The organism is Paenibacillus anseongensis (assembly GCF_009757995.1).
Classification (GTDB): Bacteria; Bacillota; Bacilli; order Paenibacillales; family NBRC-103111; genus Paenibacillus_E; species Paenibacillus_E chondroitinus.
This window is the reverse complement of record NZ_WSEM01000037.1, coordinates 137,210-159,580: the sequence shown is the minus strand read 5'-3', so window position 1 is coordinate 159,580 and position 22,371 is coordinate 137,210. Positions and strand designations below refer to the sequence as shown.

General features: G+C 47.5%; 15 protein-coding genes. 14 read left to right on the top strand and 1 reads right to left on the bottom strand.

All coding sequences use genetic code 11. The features are described from left to right. Nucleotides 1-68 precede the first annotated feature (68 nt). From GON05_RS34835 to GON05_RS34795, 9 genes are all read left to right on the top strand, one after another. The gene (locus GON05_RS34835) at nucleotides 69-2,021 is read left to right on the top strand and encodes a glycoside hydrolase family 127 protein (protein ID WP_157326104.1); all 1,953 of its coding nucleotides are present in this window, start codon (nucleotides 69-71) and stop codon (nucleotides 2,019-2,021) included. A gap of 85 nt (nucleotides 2,022-2,106) precedes the next feature. Next, on the top strand, nucleotides 2,107-3,930 hold the full coding sequence (locus GON05_RS34830) for a sensor histidine kinase (protein WP_157326103.1): 1,824 nt from the start codon (nucleotides 2,107-2,109) through the stop codon (nucleotides 3,928-3,930). Beyond that, a complete protein-coding gene (locus GON05_RS34825; protein WP_157326102.1) occupies nucleotides 3,923-5,443 on the top strand; it encodes a response regulator transcription factor in 1,521 nt (506 codons plus the stop codon). Before GON05_RS34830 ends, GON05_RS34825 begins: the two co-directional genes overlap by 8 nt. A 156-nt stretch (nucleotides 5,444-5,599) precedes the next feature. After that, entirely contained in the window at nucleotides 5,600-7,078 is a 1,479-nt protein-coding gene (locus GON05_RS34820) for an ABC transporter substrate-binding protein (RefSeq protein ID WP_157326101.1), read from the top strand. A gap of 72 nt (nucleotides 7,079-7,150) precedes the next feature. Beyond that, nucleotides 7,151-8,089 carry an ABC transporter permease gene (locus GON05_RS34815; RefSeq protein WP_127450471.1) on the top strand — a complete coding sequence of 313 codons (939 nt, stop codon included), beginning with the start codon at nucleotides 7,151-7,153 and terminating at the stop codon, nucleotides 8,087-8,089. 29 nt (nucleotides 8,090-8,118) lie between these two features. After that, on the top strand, nucleotides 8,119-9,036 hold the full coding sequence (locus tag GON05_RS34810; protein WP_127450469.1) for a carbohydrate ABC transporter permease: 918 nt from the start codon (nucleotides 8,119-8,121) through the stop codon (nucleotides 9,034-9,036). A gap of 54 nt (nucleotides 9,037-9,090) precedes the next feature. After that, the gene (locus GON05_RS34805) at nucleotides 9,091-10,410 is read left to right on the top strand and encodes a glycoside hydrolase family 125 protein (protein WP_157326100.1); all 1,320 of its coding nucleotides are present in this window, start codon (nucleotides 9,091-9,093) and stop codon (nucleotides 10,408-10,410) included. Beyond that, complete coding sequence (locus GON05_RS34800; protein WP_157326099.1) at nucleotides 10,407-13,535, top strand: beta-galactosidase; 3,129 nt, start codon at nucleotides 10,407-10,409, stop codon at nucleotides 13,533-13,535. The genes GON05_RS34805 and GON05_RS34800 overlap by 4 nt, the downstream gene beginning before the upstream one ends. 3 nt (nucleotides 13,536-13,538) lie before the next feature. Next, the gene (locus GON05_RS34795) at nucleotides 13,539-16,271 is read left to right on the top strand and encodes an alpha-mannosidase (protein WP_157326098.1); all 2,733 of its coding nucleotides are present in this window, start codon (nucleotides 13,539-13,541) and stop codon (nucleotides 16,269-16,271) included. Between the two features lie 151 nt (nucleotides 16,272-16,422). Here the strand turns inward: GON05_RS34795 and GON05_RS34790 are convergent, their stop codons facing one another. Next, entirely contained in the window at nucleotides 16,423-16,767 is a 345-nt protein-coding gene (locus GON05_RS34790) for an ArsR/SmtB family transcription factor (protein WP_127450461.1), read from the bottom strand. Nucleotides 16,768-16,885: 118 nt separating this feature from the next. On the opposite strand from GON05_RS34790, the gene GON05_RS34785 reads away from it, so the two are divergent. The 5 genes from GON05_RS34785 to GON05_RS34765 all read left to right on the top strand — a co-directional run bounded on the left by GON05_RS34785 (nucleotide 16,886) and on the right by GON05_RS34765 (nucleotide 22,356). Beyond that, nucleotides 16,886-18,262 carry an MFS transporter gene (locus GON05_RS34785; protein ID WP_157326097.1) on the top strand — a complete coding sequence of 459 codons (1,377 nt, stop codon included), beginning with the start codon at nucleotides 16,886-16,888 and terminating at the stop codon, nucleotides 18,260-18,262. Nucleotides 18,263-18,392: 130 nt separating this feature from the next. Next, entirely contained in the window at nucleotides 18,393-19,247 is an 855-nt protein-coding gene (locus GON05_RS34780; RefSeq protein ID WP_157326096.1) for a thermonuclease family protein, read from the top strand. A gap of 449 nt (nucleotides 19,248-19,696) precedes the next feature. Then, nucleotides 19,697-20,245: a D-lyxose/D-mannose family sugar isomerase gene (locus GON05_RS34775; protein WP_157326095.1), complete on the top strand. Its 549-nt coding sequence runs from the start codon at nucleotides 19,697-19,699 to the stop codon at nucleotides 20,243-20,245. Nucleotides 20,246-20,405: 160 nt separating this feature from the next. Continuing rightward, nucleotides 20,406-21,323, top strand: coding sequence for an aldo/keto reductase (locus GON05_RS34770; protein WP_127450454.1), 918 nt, complete (start codon nucleotides 20,406-20,408; stop codon nucleotides 21,321-21,323). A gap of 400 nt (nucleotides 21,324-21,723) precedes the next feature. Then, a complete protein-coding gene (locus GON05_RS34765; RefSeq protein WP_157326094.1) occupies nucleotides 21,724-22,356 on the top strand; it encodes a DUF2306 domain-containing protein in 633 nt (210 codons plus the stop codon). Nucleotides 22,357-22,371: the final 15 nt, after the last annotated feature.

Sequence of the window (22,371 nt, the reverse complement as noted above, 5' to 3'; positions counted from 1 at the left end):
TCCTTGGATGACGGGTCTCGCTGTGATTTCTATGGATGATACTATGAAAAGCAAAGGGGAGCCTTTCCATGACTTTATCGATCGCAAGACCTGTTCCATTGAAACAAATCCAGATTACGGATGATTTCTGGTCCGAGTATATTCGATTGGTTCGTGAAGTTGTTGTTCCTTATCAGTGGGAAGCGTTGAATGATCGAATCGAGGGGGCGGAGCCAAGCCATGCGATGAAAAATTTCAAAATTGCGGCGGGTTTGGAGACCGGCGAGTTCTATGGCATGGTTTTTCAGGACAGCGATGTTTCGAAGTGGCTTGAAGCCGTGAGTTACTTATTGGAGACAAGGAAAGACCCGGAACTGGAACAATTGACTGACGAGGTTATTGATATTATTGCCCTGGCTCAGCAGAAAGATGGGTACTTAAACACTTATTTTACGCTCAAAGAACCGGAGAACAGATGGACGAATCTTGCCGAGTGCCATGAGCTTTACTGTGCAGGCCATTTTATTGAAGCAGCTGTTGCTTATTACAACTCGACAGGGAAAGAAAAGGTGCTCGAAGTAGCTTGCCGTCTAGCCGATTGCATCGATCAGGTGTTTGGGCCTGGACCGGATAAATTGAACGGATATGACGGGCATCAAGAAATTGAATTAGCGCTGGTTAAGCTGTACAATGTCACACAGAATGAAAGATATTTGAGATTAAGTCAGTTTTTTCTGGACGAAAGAGGGAAAGAGCCAAGTTTTTATGAAATGGAGTATCAGCGCCGCAATGGAAAGGTCCATTTTCCAGCGTTAGATATCGTTCATGATCGTGCCTACAGTCAAGCCCATAAACTGATTCGAGAGCAGCACACGGCAGAGGGGCATGCGGTGCGTGCCGTTTATATGTGCACGGGGATGGCCGATGTAGCTGCGCAGACAGGGGATGCGGAACTACTTGAAGCTTGCCGTCGATTATGGCGGAATATTGTCAGCAAACGGATGTACATAACGGGAGCAATTGGCTCTATGGAGTATGGGGAGTCGTTTTCGCTGGATTATGATCTGCCTAACGATACCGCTTATGCGGAGACTTGCGCCTCGATCGGTTTGATTTTCTTCGCACAGCGCATGCTGCAAATGGAGGCCAAAAGCGAGTACGCGGATGTCATGGAGCAAGCGCTCTACAATACCGTGATCAGTGGGATGTCGCGCGACGGGAAACGGTTTTTCTACGTGAACCCATTAGAGGTATGGCCGGATGCCATCGGTAAAAATCACACGGTGAACCATGTGAAGGCAGAGCGGCAAGGATGGTTCGGGTGTGCGTGCTGCCCGCCGAATATTGCGCGTTTGCTCGCTTCGTTAGGCCACTATGTGTATAACATTCAAGGGCGAACGATTTATGCGAATTTGTACATCGGCAATCAGGCGACCTTGCAAATAGAAGGGCAGCAGGTAAAGATTGAGCAGCAGTCCCAATTTCCTTGGAATGGGCTTGTACGTTTTCACATTGACGTTGAAAGGGAGACCGAGTTCACTTTAGCGCTGCGAATTCCGAAATGGTGCCGGGAAGCGAAGCTTTTCGTTCAAAATGAACTCATTTCACTTCCTGATGTTTGTGTAGATGGCTATGCCTATATCCATAGAAAATGGCAGCCAGGCGATCGCGTAGAACTGGATCTGGCGATGCCGGTCAACCGGATGACGGGTCATCCGCAGGTGCGTGAAACCATTGGCAAAGTTGCGCTTCAACGTGGACCGCTGGTGTATTGCATCGAAGAGGTGGACAATGGACCGAACCTGCAACAAGTTCTTTTGCAGCGGCAGTCGGCCTACGAGCTTCAATTCGAGCCTGATGTTGTTGGAGGCCTTCAGACCATTTCGGTTCCTGCCTATCGGTTAGCATCCAGCGAGTGGGGAGACCAATTGTACATGGCCAGCGCAGAAACCCATCTGGAGGAGGTTAATTTGAAGTTTATTCCGTATTATGCGTGGGCCAACAGGGGGCGTGGTGAAATGTCCGTGTGGGTAAAAGCGTAATGATTGCCGGCTAATCCGCCGCTTTTCCTGTGCAGCTCCCGACATGATATAATGAACCCGATTAACAGCAGGAGATGATCGTCGGATGGGGTTCGCGAAAGTTTATTTAGCCTACTTGAAAAATAATTTATTCATGAGACTGCTGCTCCTGTTTTCACTCATTACGATTATTACGATTATTTCCTTTTCTTTTTACATGTATCACTCGATGTCGCAAGCCGCGATCAACCGGGAGCTGGATATACAAAAGAAGGCTATGATGAACGTTAATAATTATTTGGGACAGAAGTATGACGCGGCGCAGTCCATTTTATTCGGGTTATATCGGGATAGTTCGCTGGCCGCGGGCGTATCCTTCATGCTGCAGCATCCGTTTCAAGAATATGTGCAGCATAGCCTTGAACAAAATAATTTGGGTGGAAACAGCACATGGAATGATGGTTTGGAGTATTTCAAAAACCACTTGGAAGATGACGAGGATATTCGCAATATCATGTTGTACAGCGTGGAGCAGCAGGACTTGTACGTTCTGAGCCACAACCGGCCGATGAGGCTCATATCCGCGAACGCGGCGCACTCGTATATTCCGGAGGTGATGGCGCTCGACAGCAAGAGTGTCACGCTTCCGAATATTTGGGTGCGCGAAGCCGCGGATCAATGGGATAACCATCTATATGCCGTGCGGACGCCGATCAATGATAAACAAACGTTGAAAAACATTGGTCAACAGCTTGTTTATTTCAGTTCGGACAGCATTTGGAAAGTGTTATCCGATGAGCAGAAGGATCTGAAAGGGGCGATTCTCGTCCTGTCGTCAGAAGGCGGCGTCCTGTTCGACTCCTCAGATCAGTATTATGGCAAGCCTTATCCGTACATGGATCAAGTGAATGCGATGTATGAGCACAGTGAGATGAATAATAACAATTATGTGACGAAGCTTACGCAAAATAAAGGTGATTTTATCGTCGTCGGCCTGATGCCCAAAGAGGAGCTTTCCGCTTCTTCGTGGCGAATCGGGAGCACGATTTTTTCAATTAGTGCCGTGTGTATTGCTATCGCGATCCTGCTGCCATCATTGGTCGTGCTGAATGTCGCCAAGCGAACGAACCTGATTATCCGCTTCACCCGGAAGGTCAAACAAGGCGATTTGACAGCACGGATTCAGGACACTCGGGAGGACGAGCTGGGACAGATTTCTCGTAGCTTTAACGAGATGATCGATGAGCTGAACCAATATATCGAGCGCGTATACAAGGCGGATATTAAGCAGAAACATACGGAATTAACAGCGCTGCAAGCTCGTGTGAATCCACACTTTTTATATAATACACTGGAAGTGATCCGCATGCGGGCGATATCCCAAGGCGCTCACGACGTTGGCGAAATGATCTACAGCTTATCAGCGTTATTTCGCAGTTTTGTCCAGCAGAAGAAAGTGTACACGTTGAAGGATGAGCTGGAAGCCTGCCGCTTGTATTTGGAGCTGTTTCAGATTCGCTACAAAGATAAATTTACGTACACAATCGAATGGGATCGGAAGCTCGCTCCTCTTCGCATTATGAAAATGTCGCTGCAGCCTATTATCGAGAACTACATCGTGCATGGGTTGCGTAATGAGAGCAACGATAACAAGCTGCAAATTCGAGTCCATCAAATGGACGAATTCCTGCACGTTCAAGTGACAGACAACGGCAATGGGATAACACCAGAACGTTTGAAAGAGATTGAGCAGCGCCTGCAAATGGAGGAGTCGGAAGACGAATCGTTTGGTCTGCGGAGCATTCATCAACGACTGAAGCTTCTCTATGGAAGTAAATATGGCATCGAGCTGCGAAGCACGCCAGGGCATGGAACGACTGTAGATGTATGGCTGCCTGCAGACGGCGGGAAGGAGGACTACGATGTTTAGGGTTTTTATCGTGGATGATGAACCATTTATTGTAGAAGGATTGTACGACATTATCGACTGGGCGGAAATGGGGCTGGAGATTGTTGGACATGCCGGCAACGGTCAAAAAGCGCTGGATGCTTTACAGGAAACGACCGTGGACATCCTCTTGACGGATATCTCCATGCCTGTGATGAATGGGTTGGATTTGATTCGGGGTGCCCGGGTTCACCACCCAGATCTGAAAGTCATCGTGCTCAGCGGATTCGATGAATTTAGTTATTTGAAAGAAGGCATGATGCTGGGCATTGAAAATTATTTGCTGAAGCCTATCAATATCAAAGAGCTCAAAGCAACTCTGCATAATACGGTTGAGAAGCTGAATTCTACGAAAGAGACCCGGCTGGTTCAAGCTTACAGTAAGCAAATTCTGAAAGACAACACCTTGCAGCGCTGGCTGACGCATCAGATTGCGCCGACGGAATTCTACGAACGAGCGGAATTGCTGGGCTTCAACCTGGATTGCCCGTATATGGTAGTTTCCGTATTGCGGACAGAAGCCAATGCCGCGGAGGTTTTTGAGACACTCTCACAGCGAGTGGAGGCACATGACGGGTTGACGTCCTTCTACGATATGGATGGCGATATCGTGTTGCTTGCGGTTATGGATGATGCGGAACGCGGCAGAAAAGCATTGAAGGATTTGCTTCGACAATTCCAAATCGATCTGCATGATCGTTTACTCCGCATCACGGTAGGCAGTGTTGAACAGCTTCCTGAACAAACAGGAGAGAGTTATGCAAGCGCGAAGAAAGCACAGGAGTATTTCTGGGTATACCCGGAGCTCTTTCTGATTGATGTTAGCGACATAGCGTTCCATGAAGGCCATCCTAAGGTGGATTTCTCGATCATAGACTGGGCTAGTTATGCCAAACTGATCGTGGCCAAAGATCTGGAACATTTAAAGCTGCAAATTCAGAGTGATTTCAAGCGGATTCAGGCGCTGCCGGGAATTACGCCGCAGCATTTTCAGGATATTGCTTTTGAGATGGTGATTCATTTCAAAATGGAACTCAAGGCGATCCGTCATACCGAGGAACAGGACGTATACAATCATGCTTTTCAACAAATCAGGAGCTCGGTGACGCTTGACGATTTGGAAAAGGCGATTCTGGAAGTTGCTGAGATGACGGTCGGATTATTAATCTCTGACGTTCGAAGTCCAATCGTGCAGCAAGTATTGAAATATATTCACGAATCGTACGCGGATGAGCTTTCGCTCAAAATGCTAGGAGCTCATTATCATATTCACCCGGTCTATTTAGGACAGCTGTTTCACAAGGAAATTAACGAGTCGTTTACGGAATATATCAACCGGTACCGGATCGAGAAGGCCAAGGAATTGCTCAAAACAACCCATTTGAAAGTTCATGTCATTGCCAAAGATGTGGGCTATTGGGAAGTCGGTTATTTCTATAAACAGTTCAAAAAGTATGTGGGAATATCCCCGACCGATTATAGAGGACTGCTCTAGGGTAAACTGGAGTGCAGTCCTTTTTTTGTTTTTTCTTTGATTTGTACATGCTTACATTTAATTTATCGTCTATTTGTAAATGCTTTCATAGGTTACTGTAAATATAGCCCCTCGGGCGTTATACAATAGAGCACTGAACAGGGAGGATACACACAGATGAGCAAGATTAAAAAACGATGGACTGCGACACTTGGACTAACGCTTGCGGCTTCAATGGTACTTAGTGCATGTGGAAGCAAAGATGCTAGCGATACGAATGGGGCGGGAACGCCAGATAAACCGGTAGAGTTGATTTGGTACACGATCGGGACGCCGCAAAAAGACGTTGACCGCGTGATGACGGAAGTTAGTAAATACACAGCTCAGAAAATTGGCGTAACTGTGAAAATGAACATGATCGATTGGGGCGACTATCCGCAAAAGATGCAGGTCATGACCGCTTCCGGTACACCTATGGACATTATGTTCACGTCTTCATGGGCATTTGACTATGTGCAAAACGCGCGTAAAGGCGCTTTCAAATCGATTGATGATCTTCTCCAAAAAAATGGACAAGGGATTGTCAAAGCGTTGGACCCAGCTTTCTTGAACGGCTCTAAAGTTGACGGCCACAACTATGGTGTTCCAGCCAATAAAGAGCTTCCGGCACAGGACGTATGGCGTTTTAACAAAAACCTGCTTGATAAATACAATTTGAAAATCGATAACGTAAAATCCATCGAAAGCTTGGAGCCATTACTGAAAACGATTAAAGAAAAAGAGCCGAATGTTTATGGCTTAGCCGTGGACAAAACGTTCATGCCATATGTTCCTTATGACTATGTCATTGAAAAAATGCCGATGGCTGTTAAAATCGACAACCCGGATTACAAAGTCGTCAACATTTTGGATACACCGGAAATGAAGCAAGCGCTTCAAGCGATGAACAAATACTACAAAGCGGGATACATCCCGACAGAAGCAGCAACGCTTAGCTCTTTGAACGATGTTCAAGTGACGGGCAAATGGTTCGCGGACAAAGCGACCAACCAACCTTTCGCAGATAACCTATGGTCTGCGAGCTATGGATATCCTGTTGTTTCCACGCAAGCAAGCCCAGCTTTGATTTACAACTGGTCCGTGATGGGTTCCATGCAAGCGATCTCAGCCAATTCCAAATATCCTGAGAAAGCGATGGAGTTCCTGAACTTGCTGAATACAGATCCGGTTCTACGCAATATGGTTGACTCCGGTATCGAAGGCGTTCACTACAAAAAAGTCGATAACGATAAAATGGAAAACCTGCCGGATTCCAAAAACTATGATATGCCGACTTTCTCACTTGGAAACGTTCTACTGACATACAAAGACAAGAAAGATCCTGAGAACAAGTGGGAAGAATTCAAAAAGTTTAATGATACCGGCGTACCTGCACCGCTTCTTGGCTTCAACTTCGATCCTTCGAAAGTAACAGCTGAAATCGCTGCGGTTCAGAACGTGAAAGAAGAATTCTGGGCTACATTGATGACGGGTACCGTTGATCCTGATAAATTCATTCCTCAAGCTAATGAGAAGTTCAAAGCAGCTGGTCTGGATAAAATCATTGCAGAAGCACAAAGTCAGATCGATGCTTGGAAAGCGGCAAACAAAAAATAAGACCGAATTCGGATTAGGCGAATGTCACGCATTCGCCTGATCTTTTTAATCGCAAATGTGAGGGGTGGTTTTATGAATAGAATAGGAGCATTTCTAAAAGATGTTAAACAAAGCAAAGTGCTGCTGCTCATGGCATTGCCGGCAACGCTTTGGTTCCTGTTCTTCTCTTATTTACCGATGGCGGGCATGGTGATTGCGTTTAAGCAGTATCGCTATAGCCGAGACGGTTTTTGGGCAAGTATTATGGAAAGCAAATGGGTCGGATTGCAAAATTTCAAGTTCCTTTTCAGTACAAATGATGCCTATATCATTACGCGAAATACACTGCTGTACAATATCGTATTTATTGTTGCAGGTCTCGTGCTCTCAGTGGCGTTAGCCATTGTCTTATCGGAAATTGCCAACAAAAAGCTGGCGAAACTGTACCAAACCGGGATGTTCCTGCCTTACTTTTTATCCTGGGTTATTGTAGGCTACTTCGTATTTAGTTTTCTTAGCTTTGATAAAGGGATGCTGAATCATATTCTTTCGGCGTTCGGAGTTGATCCGATCCGGTGGTATAACGACAAAACGTACTGGCCTCTTATTATTATTTTCGTCTATCTATGGAAATCCGTAGGATATAGCAGTGTTGTTTATTTGGCCGCTATCATGGGGATTGATAAGTCCCTTTATGAAGCTGCGATGATTGACGGTGCCAGCAAATGGCAGCAAATTAAGCACATCACATTCCCGATGTTGAAGCCGCTGATGACCATTCTGACGCTGCTCGCGATCGGGCGTATTTTCTACGCAGATTTCGGATTATTTTTGCAAGTGCCAAGAGATTCAGGAACGCTATATTCGGTAACGAATGTTATCGACACTTATGTTTATCGCGGCCTCAAATCTACCGGTGAAATCGGGATGAGTACGGCAGCAGGTCTCTATCAATCGGTTATTGGTTTCATTCTCGTTATGACATCCAACTATATTGTTCGAAAATTTGATAAAGATAATGCATTGTTCTAAGGAATTGCAGGGAAAGGAGGAACTTTAAAATGATAGCAAAACGGATGAAAAGTCGTGATTTTCATAAATTGCCGCCGGTACTTAATATCCTGTTCAACCTCGTCGCAGGGATTTTTGCTTTGGCATGTGTGTTTCCATTTCTATTTGTAGCGATTATTTCATTTACGGATGAGAAGACGCTAAGCGCGAACGGGTATCGAATTTTTCCTGAAAAGTGGAGTCTGGAAGCCTATCGTTATTTGTTTAAGGCAGGCGATCAATTGCTCATGTCTTACGGAGTCACGATTCTAGTAACGGTTGTCGGTACGATTGTAAGCTTGATATTGACAGCAACGTTTGCTTATGCGATTTCAAGAAAAAGCTTTAAATTCCGCAATTTTTTCGGCTTTTTTGCGTTTTTTACGATGTTGTTCAATGGCGGCCTCGTGCCGACTTATATCGTTGTTACGCAATTAATGGGACTTAAGGATTCCTTGTGGGCTCTCGTATTGCCGCTTGCCGGTAATGCCTTCTACATGATGATTATGCGGACTTTCTTCAGCACGTCGGTGCCTGATGCGATTATTGAGTCCGGAAAAATCGACGGTGCCGGTGAATTCGGTATTTTCGTCAGATTGGTGCTGCCGCTTTCACTTCCGGGATTAGCAACGATCGGCTTGTTCAGTACGTTAGGTTACTGGAACGATTGGTTCAATGCGCTGCTCTATATCGATTCGCCTAATCTCGTCCCGCTGCAATCCATGCTGATGCGGATCGAGAACAGTATGCAGTTTTTGCTGCAAAACACGAGCAATCCTTCGATTGGCGTGGGCTTACTGCAGTCTCTGCCGCAGGATACATCCCGAATGGCGATGGTTGTGCTGGCTACGGGACCGATCATCTTCGCTTATCCGTTTTTCCAACGGTACTTTATTCAAGGTTTGACCATCGGCGCAGTGAAAGAGTAAGACAGACGAATTCATACAACATTTGTATATCATAACTATTTTGGAGGACTTACCATGGAACAATTCAGACTGCCGAAAATTCCAATGCCGAAGCTGGAGTTGCCAAAGGCGATTCAAGACGTATTAGCAGAAGCCGAAGAAAAGTTGGCGCACCGTCCGAAGCTTTTGCAATTATTTAAAAACTGTTTTCCCAACACGCTGGAGACGACTACGAAAATGATGGAGGACGGCACGACATTCGTCATTACGGGGGATATCCCGGCATCCTGGCTGCGTGATTCGGTTGAACAGGTGATGCACTATGTGCCGTTTGCGAAAAACGATCCGGATCTTGGGCGCATTCTTAGCGGGTTAATTAAAAGGCATGTGCAATATATTCATATTGACCCTTACGCGAACGCTTTTAACGAATCGGCGAACGATTGGCATTGGAACAAAGCAGATCAGACGGAAATGTCGCCATGGGTGTGGGAACGGAAATTTGAACTGGATTCCTTGTGTTTCTCGATGCGTTTGGCTTACGCCTATTGGAAGGAAACGGAACTAACGGATATCTTCGATGCCGGTTTTAAAGCGGCGATGATCAAAATCTATGAGCTTTTCAAAACGGAACAGCATCACTTCGAGCAATCTCCTTACCGTTTCACTAGAAATAACGGAATTCCGACCGATTCACTGCGCAATAACGGGCTGGGGATGCCGGTGAATTATACCGGTATGGTTTGGTCGGGTTTCCGTTCCAGCGATGATGCTTGCGATTTCCATTACAACATTCCAGCGAATATGTTCGCGGTTGTAGCTCTACGCCATATGCAAGAATTCGCGGAATGGGTGTTCCGGGATATGGATTTCTTACATGATTTGAAGGAGCTGGAAGCGGATATCGATCACGGGATTAAGCTCTACGGCATCTATCGCCATCCGGAGTTTGGACCGATTTATGCGTATGAGACCGACGGCTTTGGCAACTACTGCCTGATGGATGACGCGGGAACGCCAGGACTCATGTCGATTCCTTATCTGGGATATGTGTCTGCTGACGATCCGATCTATCAGAACACTAGACGATTTGCGCTGAGCAAAGAGAATCCGTTCTATTTTGAAGGGAAAGTGGCAAAAGGGATCGGCAGTCCGCATACGCCGGACAATTATATTTGGCATATGGCTTTGTCCATGCAAGGAATAACGGCCTCAACAGCCGAAGAGAAATTAGCGATGATCGCCATGCTCGAAGCAACGGATGCGGACACCGGATTTATGCATGAAGGCTTTCATGTCGATGATCCAACCATTTTTACGCGAAAATGGTTCGCTTGGTCGAACAGTCTGTTCTCCCAGCTCGTGTATAAAGCGATGAAGGAAGGCTTGCTATGAGTCCGAGCCATCCTGTCGTCATTTTCTATGATCCGGCTTTCCCGATCAGCGCTTCACTTGAAGTTCCAGCGGCTGAGTTGACAGCACAAGGTGGAATCCTTGCTGACGCCGACTCGCTGGCGGAAACGCTTCGGCAAGCGGAGGGAGGATGCTTCGTCAACCTGCATGCCCCTTATTTTCCTAAATCCGCATGGCAGGAAATTCTGGCTTTTTTGAAACGCGGCGGAGGATTGTTAAGCGTCGGCGGCGCAGCCTTCAAGCGGCCGGTTCGCTGGCAGGCTGACGGCTGGCACGTGGAAGCGGAGCAAACCGCTTACCATCAGCAGCTATTCATCCACGAGATGCTCCGAGTCGAGTCGAGCCCGATTCTCAGCTATGCGGCTTTAGACAGCATACCGCTGCTGAAGGGGCAAGAATCGATGTTCGCGATTGCCGACACATGGAACATGGTGCCGCATACGACGCGCAACAGTGATTTGCCCCATCAAATGGGTGCCGCTGGAACGATGAGCACGCAGATTTATCCCCTCATGAAGGGCATCGGCAAGGAAGGCCGTGAAGTTGCTGCACCTGTTGTTCTGTGGGAAAACACCCGCGGTGATTTTGTGGGTTCGCGTTGGCTGTTTGTCAATGTCCCGTTGAGCGCTGGTTTCTGGCATGATGGCGGAGCTCAGGCGTTGCTCGCCTGGGCGGCATTTTGTGCCAAAGGGGTTACGGATCTGTGGATCAAGCCGAATTATGCCAGCTACGAGCCTGGCGAGCATGCGGTGCTGACGCTTCAAACGCAACGGATGGGAAGGAACTTGGCGGAAGTCCAAACTCCTTCATGGAAGTTTGATCTGACTGTCGAACGTGAAGACGGCGTTGGGGCTGGTTGGACGCATCAAGTAACAGCAGCAGTGAACAAAGAATTTAACGTTGTTCGCATTCCAGTACCTCTAGAGATTGAGCGCGGTTTGTATCGTGTAACGTGTGTGGCCGAGGCTGAAGATGGAGAGATTCGGGTGCTTCGCCAGGGCTTCTGGGGTCACGATGCGGAGCTGCTCGCTGAAGGCAATCCAATCACTTGCGATCGCGATTATTTCATCAAAGATGGACGCCCACTGCCCGTTGTCGGCATGACGTACATGACTTCAGATGTCGCTCGGAAATTTTTGTTCCTGCCGAACGCGGACGTGTGGGACCGGGATATGGCCCAGATGGCGAAAGCGGGCATTAACTGGATTCGTACGGGCATTTGGACGGCGTACCGCAATGTGATGCAGGTGGATGGGCATGCTTCCGAAGAAGTGCTGAGAGCGATCAACGCCTTTTTCTTAACGGCTAAAAAGCACAATTTGCAGGTGACGTTCACTTTCTTCTCCTTTACACCGGAGACTTGGGAAGGCGTGAATCCGTATCTGGATCCGCAAAGCGTAGAGGCACAGAAGCGGTTTATCCGCTCTATTGTGTCGCGCCACCGTGAGTCGACACACGTGGACTGGGACTTGATCAATGAGCCGTCCATGTTTGATCCGGCTCAGATCTTTGCGAATGGCCCTCGCTCCAGCCGGGATTCCTTCGAGCAGGCCGCTTTCACAGCATGGCTGAAGCAGCGTCACGAAAACATTACGCTCCTGCAAGAGCGGTGGAATATGTCGCCGGAACAGCTTCCGACCTTTGAAGCGGCTGTCATTCCGGAGGCGGATGAGATCAACTTTGACGTGCAGGATATGCACCGGGCCAAAAAGGGAACCCGTTGGCTCGATTACTGCCTGTTCTCGATGGATATGCATAATCGTTGGGCGAAGGAGCTCTACGACACGATTAAAGAAATTTGTCCGAATCACCTTGTCGTTGTTGGTCAGGACGAGGCGCTTGGTGCGCAGCGGCCTTCGCCGTTCTTTTATCAGGAAGCCGTCGACTATACGACCGTACATTCGTGGTGGCTGAACGACAATCTCGTTTGGGACGGTATTTTTGCCAAAACACATAATAAACCTAACGTTATTCAAGAAACAGGTATCATGTATGTAGAAACGCCTGATGGTCGCGCCAAACGCTCGGAGAACGAGCTGCGGAGCATGCTGGAACGCAAATATGCCTACGCATTCTCTACCGGCGGCGCTGGCGCTATTCACTGGATTTGGAATACGAACTTCTATATGGATAATGCGAATGAATCGCATATCGGCGCGCTGCGCGCAGACGGCACGGAGAAGCCGGAAGCGGATGTTTCTTATGATTTCGGACGATTTATGGCTGAAATTAGAGACCTATTCAAAGATCGAGAGCTGGAAGACATCGCAGCGATTTTCCCTTATTCGAACGATTTCTCGAATCGGAAACTGGCCTTCGATGCTACGACGCGAATGATTCGCGTCCTGGCGTATCAGATGAACATGCCGCTTCGAGCGGCTTCGGAGTATCATCTGGACGTGCTCATGGACCAACCGCCGAAGCTGATTGTGCTTCCGAGCGCTCATAATATCGACGAGCAGGCTTGGGATAAGCTGTTGGAGGTCGTGAAGACGACGGGGGCGACGCTGCTTGCAACGGGACCGCTAAGTCTTGACGCCTACTGGAAGCAAACGCCACGCTTAACCGATGTGCTGGGCGAAGCGGAGCTTCAGAATGTGCGCCGGGAAGAACTGCTTTTGCTGCATGGCGAGAAGCTGCCGGTATCTTTCGGCCAACGTCGCATTGCCGAGGTGGTTAAGGAAGTGCGCACGGATTCATCCGTTGTAGACGGCAGCCGGGGTGATTCAGTCGTTGAGATTCCGCTTGGACGCGGCAAGCTGATTTGGAGTCCGCTGCCCGTTGAACTGAACGAACGGTCGGAACCCGTGCTTGCTTTGTACCGCTACGCGATGGAAGCAGCGGGCTGCGATAGCGGCTTGCAGTGGAAGCAAGGCGGCGATATCGCCGGCGTGTATGGAAGGAAACTGCGTTATAAGGAAGGCTTCCTGTACATTTTCGTTTCCGAATATGCCTGGGACGCGGACATCGAAGTGAAAGATACGGATAGTGGGGCAACTTATGCCTTTAGGTTAGAGAAAGAGCGTTCCGTACTTTTTGCAGTTAATGTGAAGGGCGAAATCTTATCTGTCTACCGACCGGATGAAGTTCAAATTGAGAGGAGCTAAGTCATGAGCATCAAACGAACAGCTCATATCATTTCCCATACGCACTGGGATCGGGAATGGTATTTACCATACGAGAAACATCATGTCCGCCTTGTCAAATTGGTGGACACTTTGCTGGATAAATTAGATAACGATCCGAATTATCGCAGTTTTTACTTGGATGGACAAACCATTATTCTAGAGGATTACTTGCAAGTCCGACCTGATCAAAAAGGGAAGCTTGAAAAATATATCCAAGATGGCCGAATCATCATCGGTCCTTGGTATATTCTGCAGGATGCTTTCTTGACTAGCGGTGAAGCCAATGTACGTAATATGCAGATTGGACATCAAGATGCGAGGAAGTATGGCTCCGTAGCCAAAATCGGCTATTTCCCGGATACGTTCGGGCTTGTAGGCCAAACGCCGCAATTGATGCAGCAATCGGGCATTACGAACGCTTTTTTCGGCCGTGGGGTCAAGCCTACAGGCTTTAACAATACGGTCTCTGATAGCGACTATGAATCCTCATTCTCTGAATTGATGTGGGAAGGACCGGATGGTTCAAAGGTTCTGGGTATTCTTTTTGCAAACTGGTACTCGAACGGAAATGAAGTCCCTGTGGATCTCGAGGAAGCTAAGGCATATTGGGAGCGGAAGCTGTCGGATGCCGAAAAATACGCTTCGACGAGCGAGCTGCTCTTCATGAACGGCTGCGATCATCAACCAATTCAGCTTGATTTGCCTGAGGCGATTGAAACAGCTCGGGAACTGCATCCGGACACGGTATTTATCCATTCGAATTTCAACGACTACTTGCAGTCTGTTCAGCGTTCATTGAAGCATGAGCTTTCTACGGTCAAAGGCGAACTTCGCAGCCAACGCACGGACGGCTGGTCTACGTTGGTGAACACGGCTTCGGCGCGTGTTTATTTGAAGCAGATGAACCAACTGGGCCAAGCGATGTTGGAGAAAGTCGCAGAACCGCTGGCTGCATTCGCACATACGCTTGGCGTCGGGGAGAAATACCCGCATCATCTGTTCACGTATGCGTGGAAAACACTCATGCAAAACCATCCGCATGACAGTATTTGCGGGTGCAGCGTGGATGAAGTGCACCGCGAAATGGTCACTCGTTTCGAGAAAAGCCGCCACGTGGCGGAAGCGATTGTAGAGGAAAAATCTCATGCGCTTGCCGACGCGGTTGATACTTCGAGCTTCGAGGGAGCAGGCAAAGATGCCCTGCCGGTTGTTGTTTTTAACACTTCGGGTTGGGAACGTACCGGCGTTGTCAGTATTGAAATTGATGCGCTTAGCCTGTACTTCCGAGACGGTTATAAGCTCGAAGAGGCAAGCCGTCTTGCCAAGGAAGCGGATCTCACGGGGCGTGTACTCGTAGATGAGCAGGGGACAGAGATTTCCTGTTCTATGGAAGATCTCGGTTTGCAGTTCGGCTACGATTTGCCGGACGATAAATTCCGCCAGCCGTATATGAGCCGCAAGGTGAAGCTGACTTTTGAAGCGGAGAAGGTGCCTGCTTTAGGCTTGAAGACGTATGCTTGGGTGAAAAAAGAGTCGACGGTAACTCAGCAGGATTCCTTGATCACGGCAGACCGTGTCTTGGAAAATGCCGAGCTGAAAATCGCCATTGCAGATGACGGCTCGTTCAGTCTGTTGGACAAAAAGAGCGGCCGTACGTACCGCGATTTAGGTGTATATGAGAATACCGGGGATATCGGTAACGAATATATGTACAAACAGCCGGACGGCGAGACGCCGCGTACGACCAAGGGCAGCGTCGCGCAGATTCGCGTGCTGCAAGATACGGCTTATCAAGCCGCGATCGAAATCATCCATGAATGGGTAATCCCTGCATCGGCCGATGAGAAACTGGATGAAGAGCAGCGCGATTTGATCTACTTCCCGCATCGTAAAGCCCAGCGTTCCACACGCATGGTGCCTATGACCATTCGCACGGTTGTCTCTTTGAGCCGTGGTGGTAAAGGTGTAGAGATTGAAGCAACGTTCAACAATCAGGCGAAAGACCACCGTCTGCGGATGCTTTTCCCTACGGATTTGGATACGAGTGTTCACCAGGTGGACTCCATGTTTGAAATACCGCAGCGCAGCAACAAGCCGGCAGCGGAATGGGAAAATCCGAGCAATACCCAGCACCAACAGGCTTTTGTTGATGTCAGTGAAGCGGGAGCAGGACTTGTTGTGGCTAACCTCGGGTTGAACGAATACGAAGTCCTGCAGGACGGGCGTAATACAATTGCTGTGACCTTGCTTCGTGCCGTTGGCGAGCTTGGTGATTGGGGCTTGTTCCCTACGCCGGAAGCACAATGTTTAGGCGAGCATACAGTTCGTATGGAAATCATTCCGTACAGTGATCAAGCTATGCAGTCTGCCGCGTATGCGGAGGCTTATCAATTCCAAATCCCGTGGACGTTAAGTCAGACGGGAGTTCACGTTGGCAGCATTGCGCCAACATATGCAACATTCGAGTGGGAAGGCGGAGATTTGGCATTCTCTTCGCTGAAAATGAATGAAGGTACGGGCGATCTGCTGCTGCGTTGGTACAACATGAGGTCTCATGCGGCTGAACTGAAGCTACATTCGAATACACCGCATTACTATTTCTACAAGAGCACAATCTTGGAAGATCACGGTGAGCGTGTGGATACCGATGCATCAGGCCGTTTGACACTGCCGGTTGGCCGTTGTGAAATTGTAACGATTGGGGTTTCTCGCTGAATAATGAAAAAGAGCTAAGCGGCTTATGCGCTTGGCTCTTTTTTATGCTGATGTCTTGCTATGGGAGGGCAGTGAGTACGCTTTCATGGATACAAGTGACTGTTCATGACGACAGCGCACAGCTGACCTTTCAACGCCGAAGCCATGGCAGTCATCCTTGCTCAGGGCACAAAAGCCGCTTTTTCTCATCGGAAGCATCATAAGCAGCAAGAATAGATGAAAGCAAACCAGGGAAACGTTGTTCTAAATCTTCTGTTCTTAATGATATAAGCCGTTGAGTGCCTTGAACGCGAATATTCACAACGCCGGCTTCTCTTAAAGTTCGAGCATGATGAGACATGGTTGATTTGACAACAGGTACTTGGAAGTCGCCGCAAGGTCGTTCGTTCAAAGTGCTGAGTTCAGAGACGACATGTAAGCGGATAGGATCGCTCAAAGCATATAAGACGGTGGACAAATGAATGTCTGCAATATCTGGATGATGTAAATGTTTCATTCTAGAGCCCCCTTATTTATTTCGGGATAACGATTGTATTATAGCATAACTCATGTTATTATTCTATTGTTCGATAATTATCGAATTATTAAATTGGATGAGGAGGCGAATAAACGCCATGCAAAAGATAGAGGAAATAAACAAAGTACAAGAGAGTAGCGGCATCAAAAAAGAAGGAGTCGTTCTCTTTCTGCTCGGATTAACGATTGTACTCGTCATCATGAACACGATGATGTTTAACTTAGCATTGCCCGATGTGGCCAAAGCGTTCCAACTCACAGCCGCATCCACGTCATGGATCGTAACGGGATATTCCATTGTATTCGCGATCTCATCCATTACGTATAGTCGACTTGCCGATTTTGTTCCAATAAGAAGGCTCTTCGTTATCGGAATCCTGTCGCTAAGTATTGGGGCCATCATGGGATTATTCAGCAACAGCTTCGCTGTTCTGCTAATTGTCCGCATTCTGCAAGCCTCCGGAGCGGGTTCAATTCCAGCACTGGCGTTAGTCCTTTTGTCCCGTTACATTCCATTGGAACGCAGAGGTAAAGCGATGGCGTTGATTATGTCTTCCGTCGCATTTGGACTTGGCTTCGGCCCTGTTGTCGGTGGATTTATTGTTGAGTTTTTAGGCTGGCATCTTCTGTTTGTCGTGACGGCTATCACTTTGGTGCTAGTTCCACTTTATATGAAGCTCATTCCAAAAGAAGAACCACGCAAAGGTTCCTTCGACGCACTAGGCGCACTATTCATAGGTGTTGGTACGACAGGACTTCTTTTATTTTTAACAAACCATTCTCTCATTGCGCTGCTTGCCGGGCTTGTCTCGATCGTTCTTTTTATTGTGCGCATCCGGTCTGCAAAAGATCCTTTCGTACTCCCGTCGTTATTTGCGAATCGTTCGTTTCTAATTTTAGGCGCTGTGGGTGTGGCCGCGTATTTGTGCAGCTTCGCAACCTTGTTTCTCATGCCGCAGATTTTGGTTAAACAGTATCACTTAAGTGCGATTCAAGCGGGTTTGGTGATTTTCCCAGGATCAGCTCTCGCGATGATCATTTCCCGTCAAGTTGGCCGTATCATTGACTTACGCGGCAATAGCTCGATCATTCGTTATACGCCACTGCTTCTACTGGCATCTGTCATTCTTTTTGCCTTATTCGAGGGCATCTCCTTCTTCTCAATCATGTTCATCTATATGTTAATGAGCGTAAGTTATACGATCTTAACGAGCAGTATCTCCAACGAAATGTCGAGACTGCTTCTTCCATCACAGATTGCCTCTGGCCTTGGATTGTTTCAGCTATTGCAATTTTTCAGCGGTGCATTCGGGGTTGCAGCGACGGCAAGCGCCCTTGTTTGGCAGAAGGATCTCCCACTAGCACATGCTTACAGTAATATTTACTGGGGACTTACGCTGATTGTCATTCTAGCCATCGTGTGCGCGATTGCGTACCTCCGGTCTACCTGGAGAAAAGCGCAGCCTGCCGCTTAATATACTTGGAACGAATAAGGTTGGTTCATTTGTCTTTTATGGCGAATGACCAACCTTTTCCTATTTTCTAATCCCACGATTTGTTATAATGGCGAAGTCGTATAGATCAGTCATACTTGGAGGTCTTCAAATGCTGCATGAAATGTTTAAAAAGGTACTTATCGGTTCAATCGCATTAACCGTTTTTATCGTTACAGGATGTTCGCAACAAACAGCGGTTCCCACAGTAGTAGTCTCGCCATCACCGAGTGCGTCAACAACGCCTGCATCCGTACCAGCCGACAGCAAGATGATACCGGCGAAGATCGTACGTGTCGTTGATGGGGATACCATGAAAGTGTCGTTTCAAGAGTCGGGAAAAGTAAAAGAAGAAACAATCAGACTGCTGCTGGTGGATACGCCTGAGAGTGTAGCTCCTGATAAACCTGTTCAACCGTTTGCTCTGGAAGCTTCCAAGTTCGCCAAGGATACGTTAACGGATAAAGATGTGCGTCTGGAACTGGACGTATCCGAGCGGGATAAATATGGAAGGCTGCTTTGCTATTTATACATAGGGGATAAAATGTTCAATGAAATGCTGCTCGAAAATGGGTATGCGAGAGTAGCCTATATCTACCCGCCGAATGTCAAATATGTCGATAAGTTTCGTGAGATCCAAAAGGCAGCTCAGCTTAAAGGAGTTAACATTTGGAGCGTGGAGAACTACGCCCAAGAAGACGGGTTTCACGAGAATGCCGTGAAAGACAAACAAAGTCCTTCAGCAGCCGCGACGCCAGTGCCGACAGCTTCACCGACAACTGCGCCGACAGCTGGGCAACCAACGCCATCACCAACGGTGAAGCCTGCGCCAACGACAGAGTCGAACGTTATTTACAATTCTTGCGCGGAAGCCAAGGCAGCCGGCGTGTATAATATCAAAAGAGGTCAACCTGGATATAGTTCTAAACTTGATCGAGATAATGACGGCGTTGCTTGTGAAAAATGATCCAGGCGCAATCCGCCGACCAACTTTGCTGTTTCCAACCGCGCGCGAATCCTAGGCACGCGGTGTCGCCTACGCATGGCGCCGGTCAAAACCCCACGCTATCTCTCTAGTGGTTTCTCCCTGACGAGGGGAACTACGGGGCTCTATTTCTGCGAAACAGGCACTTTTTCGTGCGGAGAGGAACTGTGGGCCGCTATTTGTCCGTTTTCTTAAAGAAAACGGGATTAGGCTGTCAAATAAGGACCTGTAGTTCCGCTGAACTTGGAAACGGGCTTAATTTACTAGAATAGCTCCTTGTAGTTCCTCAAGGGTGTTGCGTTGAGCAAGTTAATGCTAAGATGAGGTTACCCCTCTGACATGGGTTTACACACCAATAGACCGTCAGGATGTTTTGTGGACAAATTTGGATCGGATCGCATCATAAGATAACCGAAGGGAGACGGTAATCGATGAAAAGAAGTGAAGTAAGCCAGGCGCAGGCGCGGGCTGCGCAAATGCTGGAGGCAAGCGGTATTGTGCTGACAGAGGAGGAAATCCGGCATATTGAAGTGGCTGGTTTCGGACTCGGCCAATTGGACGTGCAGGGGCTTGAATTAGTGACTTATGTCAACAATGATCGTTATTGTGCCAAAGAACTCGTTCTTTTTCCACGGCAAACCTGTCCAGAGCACTTACACCCACCTGTGGGTGAAGATCCCGGTAAAATGGAAACGTTTCGTTGCCGTTCCGGAAAGGTTTTTTTGTATGTGGAAGGTGAAGCGGCCATAAGCTTGAATGCAGTTATTCCTGCAGGAAGCGAAGCTTATTATTCGGTTTTTCACGAAATTGAATTGTATCCTGGTGAGCAGTACACGATAAACCCTGGGATCAAGCACTGGTTTCAAGCTGGAGAGGACGGAGCGGTCGTTTCGGAGTTTTCTAGTACAAGCCGGGACGAGCATGATCTGTTTACAGATCCTCGAATAGTACGAGAGCCGTTAGTGGAAGAAGATGAGTAGATTAGTGAGGCGCTTAAAGAAGCAGCCATAGAGCTGACAATGACTTAAAAAAACTTAATAACAGCAGTTCTTGAAAACTACTAGCCTAATGTGTGACAATGAAGGTGTTACATATAATGAGTCAACAAGTTGGAAGCCTTGAAGGAGGATATTTAGCACAATGAGAACGATGAAACTTGGTACAAGCAACTTGGAAGTTCCGGTTATCGCGGTAGGTTGTATGAGGATTAATTCATTGGAAAAAAATGAGGCCGAGCGCTTCGTCCAGTCAGCGCTGGATGCAGGAGCCAATTTCTTTGACCATGCTGATATTTACGGTGGAGGCAAGTGTGAAGAAATCTTCTCCGAAGCCATTCATATGAACGATGATATTCGCGAGAAAATCATTTTGCAATCCAAATGCGGCATTCGGAAGGGTATGTTCGATTTCTCGAAAGAACATATTTTGGAATCCGTGGACAATATCCTGAAGCGCCTCAAAACCGATTATTTGGACATTCTGCTTTTGCACCGTCCGGATGCTTTAGTAGAACCGGAAGAGGTCGCCGAGGCTTTTGATCTTCTTGAAAGCACTGGAAAAGTTAGACACTTCGGTGTTTCGAATCAGACTCCGATGCAAATTCAATTGCTGAAGAAATCGGTCAAGCAGCCGCTGGTTGCCAATCAATTGCAGCTAAGTATAACGAACTCCACGATGATTTCAAACGGCATGAACGTGAATATGCTGAATGAATCCGCTGTGAACCGTGACAGCAACGTACTTGATTTCTGCAGACTGAACGATATCACGATTCAGCCTTGGTCTCCTTTCCAATACGGATTCTTCGAGGGCGTATTCCTTGGCAACGAGAAGTTCCCCGAGCTGAATCTGAAAATCGATGAGATTGCTGCAAAATACGAAGTGAGCAACACCACTATCGCGATCGCATGGCTATTACGCCACCCAGCTCGGATGCAGCCGGTTACTGGCACGACGACGATTGAGCGCTTAATGGATTGCTGCAAAGCGGCTGATGTTCATTTGACACGTCAGGAATGGTATGAGATTTATCGCGCGGCAGGCAATGTGCTGCCATAAGATTTGCTCAGAGAAAAGACTTCCAGCGCTGCTCGCTGCTGCTGGAGGTCTTTTTTTGATGTTCGTTCGCGGAGAGGAGTAACTGGCATGAAAGCTGATCAGCAATATTGAAGGCGTATGTTGCATTTTATACAATATAAAGGCGTGGTCTGATCGAAATTCGGTCATTCGTTGCACAATATACAACCATTTATTGCGAAAAGGTGAGATGAAAGCGATTTAGAGCATGAATCGTTGTAAAAAGTACAACATGGAGGCGATCTGAGGCTCAATTACAGCCAAATGGTTGTAAAAAATACAACATACTAGCCACTAATAGAGGAATACGGAGGATGCTCAGTCAGTCATTCAAAGTGTTCTCCAAGTATAAGAATGGATGAAATAGAGAAAGGTTATACAGATGCTCAATAGAAAAAATGCTTACCTACTGCTAGTCTTCGTCACAGTTGTTTTAATTGTGTACAGTATTTACGCCAATTTCGTTTTTGATCCACGAGCAACCGCATTTCTAAGTCAAAAGATCGATCTCAAACGAGCTGTACATGTCGCGGTATGGCTGAAGGTGATGCATGTGCATGTCGCATTTGCTTGCTTGGCGATGATCGCGGGTGCGATTAATTTCTCCTCTATCCTTCTTAAAAAATACCGGAAGTTCCATCGCTTGAACGGCTATTTGTACGTTCTATCCGTTATGATCGTTGACCTTACGTCCGGTTACATGGCTCCCTATGCGACGGGTGGGAAGACTAGCAGCATGGCTTTTAATTTGTTAAATATCATATGGATGTTCTTGATCATCATGGCGATTGTGAAAATCAGAAAAAAACAAGTGAACCACCACCGAAAGTGGATGATCAGAAGTTACGCATTTGTTTTTACCAATTTCTCCATTCACCTGTTGACTGCAATCCTCCACAAGGGATTCGGCCTCCTCTATACGGAGAGCTATACGATTAGTATATATTCTTCGATTGTTTTACTGCTTCTAGTGGGCGAAGTTGTTACTCGTATCCCCTCGAAGGCGGCGGGTTAGCAGCTCCTCTCGAAA

Coding starts and splice junctions, on each gene's coding strand:
- GON05_RS34835 (WP_157326104.1), top strand. CDS start 69: ATGACTTTATCGATCGCAAGACCTGTTCCATTGAAACAAATCCAGATT.
- GON05_RS34795 (WP_157326098.1), top strand. CDS start 13,539: ATGAGCATCAAACGAACAGCTCATATCATTTCCCATACGCACTGGGAT.
- GON05_RS34790 (WP_127450461.1), bottom strand. CDS start 16,767: ATGAAACATTTACATCATCCAGATATTGCAGACATTCATTTGTCCACC.
- GON05_RS34800 (WP_157326099.1), top strand. CDS start 10,407: ATGAGTCCGAGCCATCCTGTCGTCATTTTCTATGATCCGGCTTTCCCG.
- GON05_RS34830 (WP_157326103.1), top strand. CDS start 2,107: ATGGGGTTCGCGAAAGTTTATTTAGCCTACTTGAAAAATAATTTATTC.
- GON05_RS34765 (WP_157326094.1), top strand. CDS start 21,724: ATGCTCAATAGAAAAAATGCTTACCTACTGCTAGTCTTCGTCACAGTT.
- GON05_RS34805 (WP_157326100.1), top strand. CDS start 9,091: ATGGAACAATTCAGACTGCCGAAAATTCCAATGCCGAAGCTGGAGTTG.
- GON05_RS34775 (WP_157326095.1), top strand. CDS start 19,697: ATGAAAAGAAGTGAAGTAAGCCAGGCGCAGGCGCGGGCTGCGCAAATG.
- GON05_RS34815 (WP_127450471.1), top strand. CDS start 7,151: ATGAATAGAATAGGAGCATTTCTAAAAGATGTTAAACAAAGCAAAGTG.
- GON05_RS34770 (WP_127450454.1), top strand. CDS start 20,406: ATGAGAACGATGAAACTTGGTACAAGCAACTTGGAAGTTCCGGTTATC.
- GON05_RS34785 (WP_157326097.1), top strand. CDS start 16,886: ATGCAAAAGATAGAGGAAATAAACAAAGTACAAGAGAGTAGCGGCATC.
- GON05_RS34820 (WP_157326101.1), top strand. CDS start 5,600: ATGAGCAAGATTAAAAAACGATGGACTGCGACACTTGGACTAACGCTT.
- GON05_RS34825 (WP_157326102.1), top strand. CDS start 3,923: ATGTTTAGGGTTTTTATCGTGGATGATGAACCATTTATTGTAGAAGGA.
- GON05_RS34810 (WP_127450469.1), top strand. CDS start 8,119: ATGATAGCAAAACGGATGAAAAGTCGTGATTTTCATAAATTGCCGCCG.
- GON05_RS34780 (WP_157326096.1), top strand. CDS start 18,393: ATGCTGCATGAAATGTTTAAAAAGGTACTTATCGGTTCAATCGCATTA.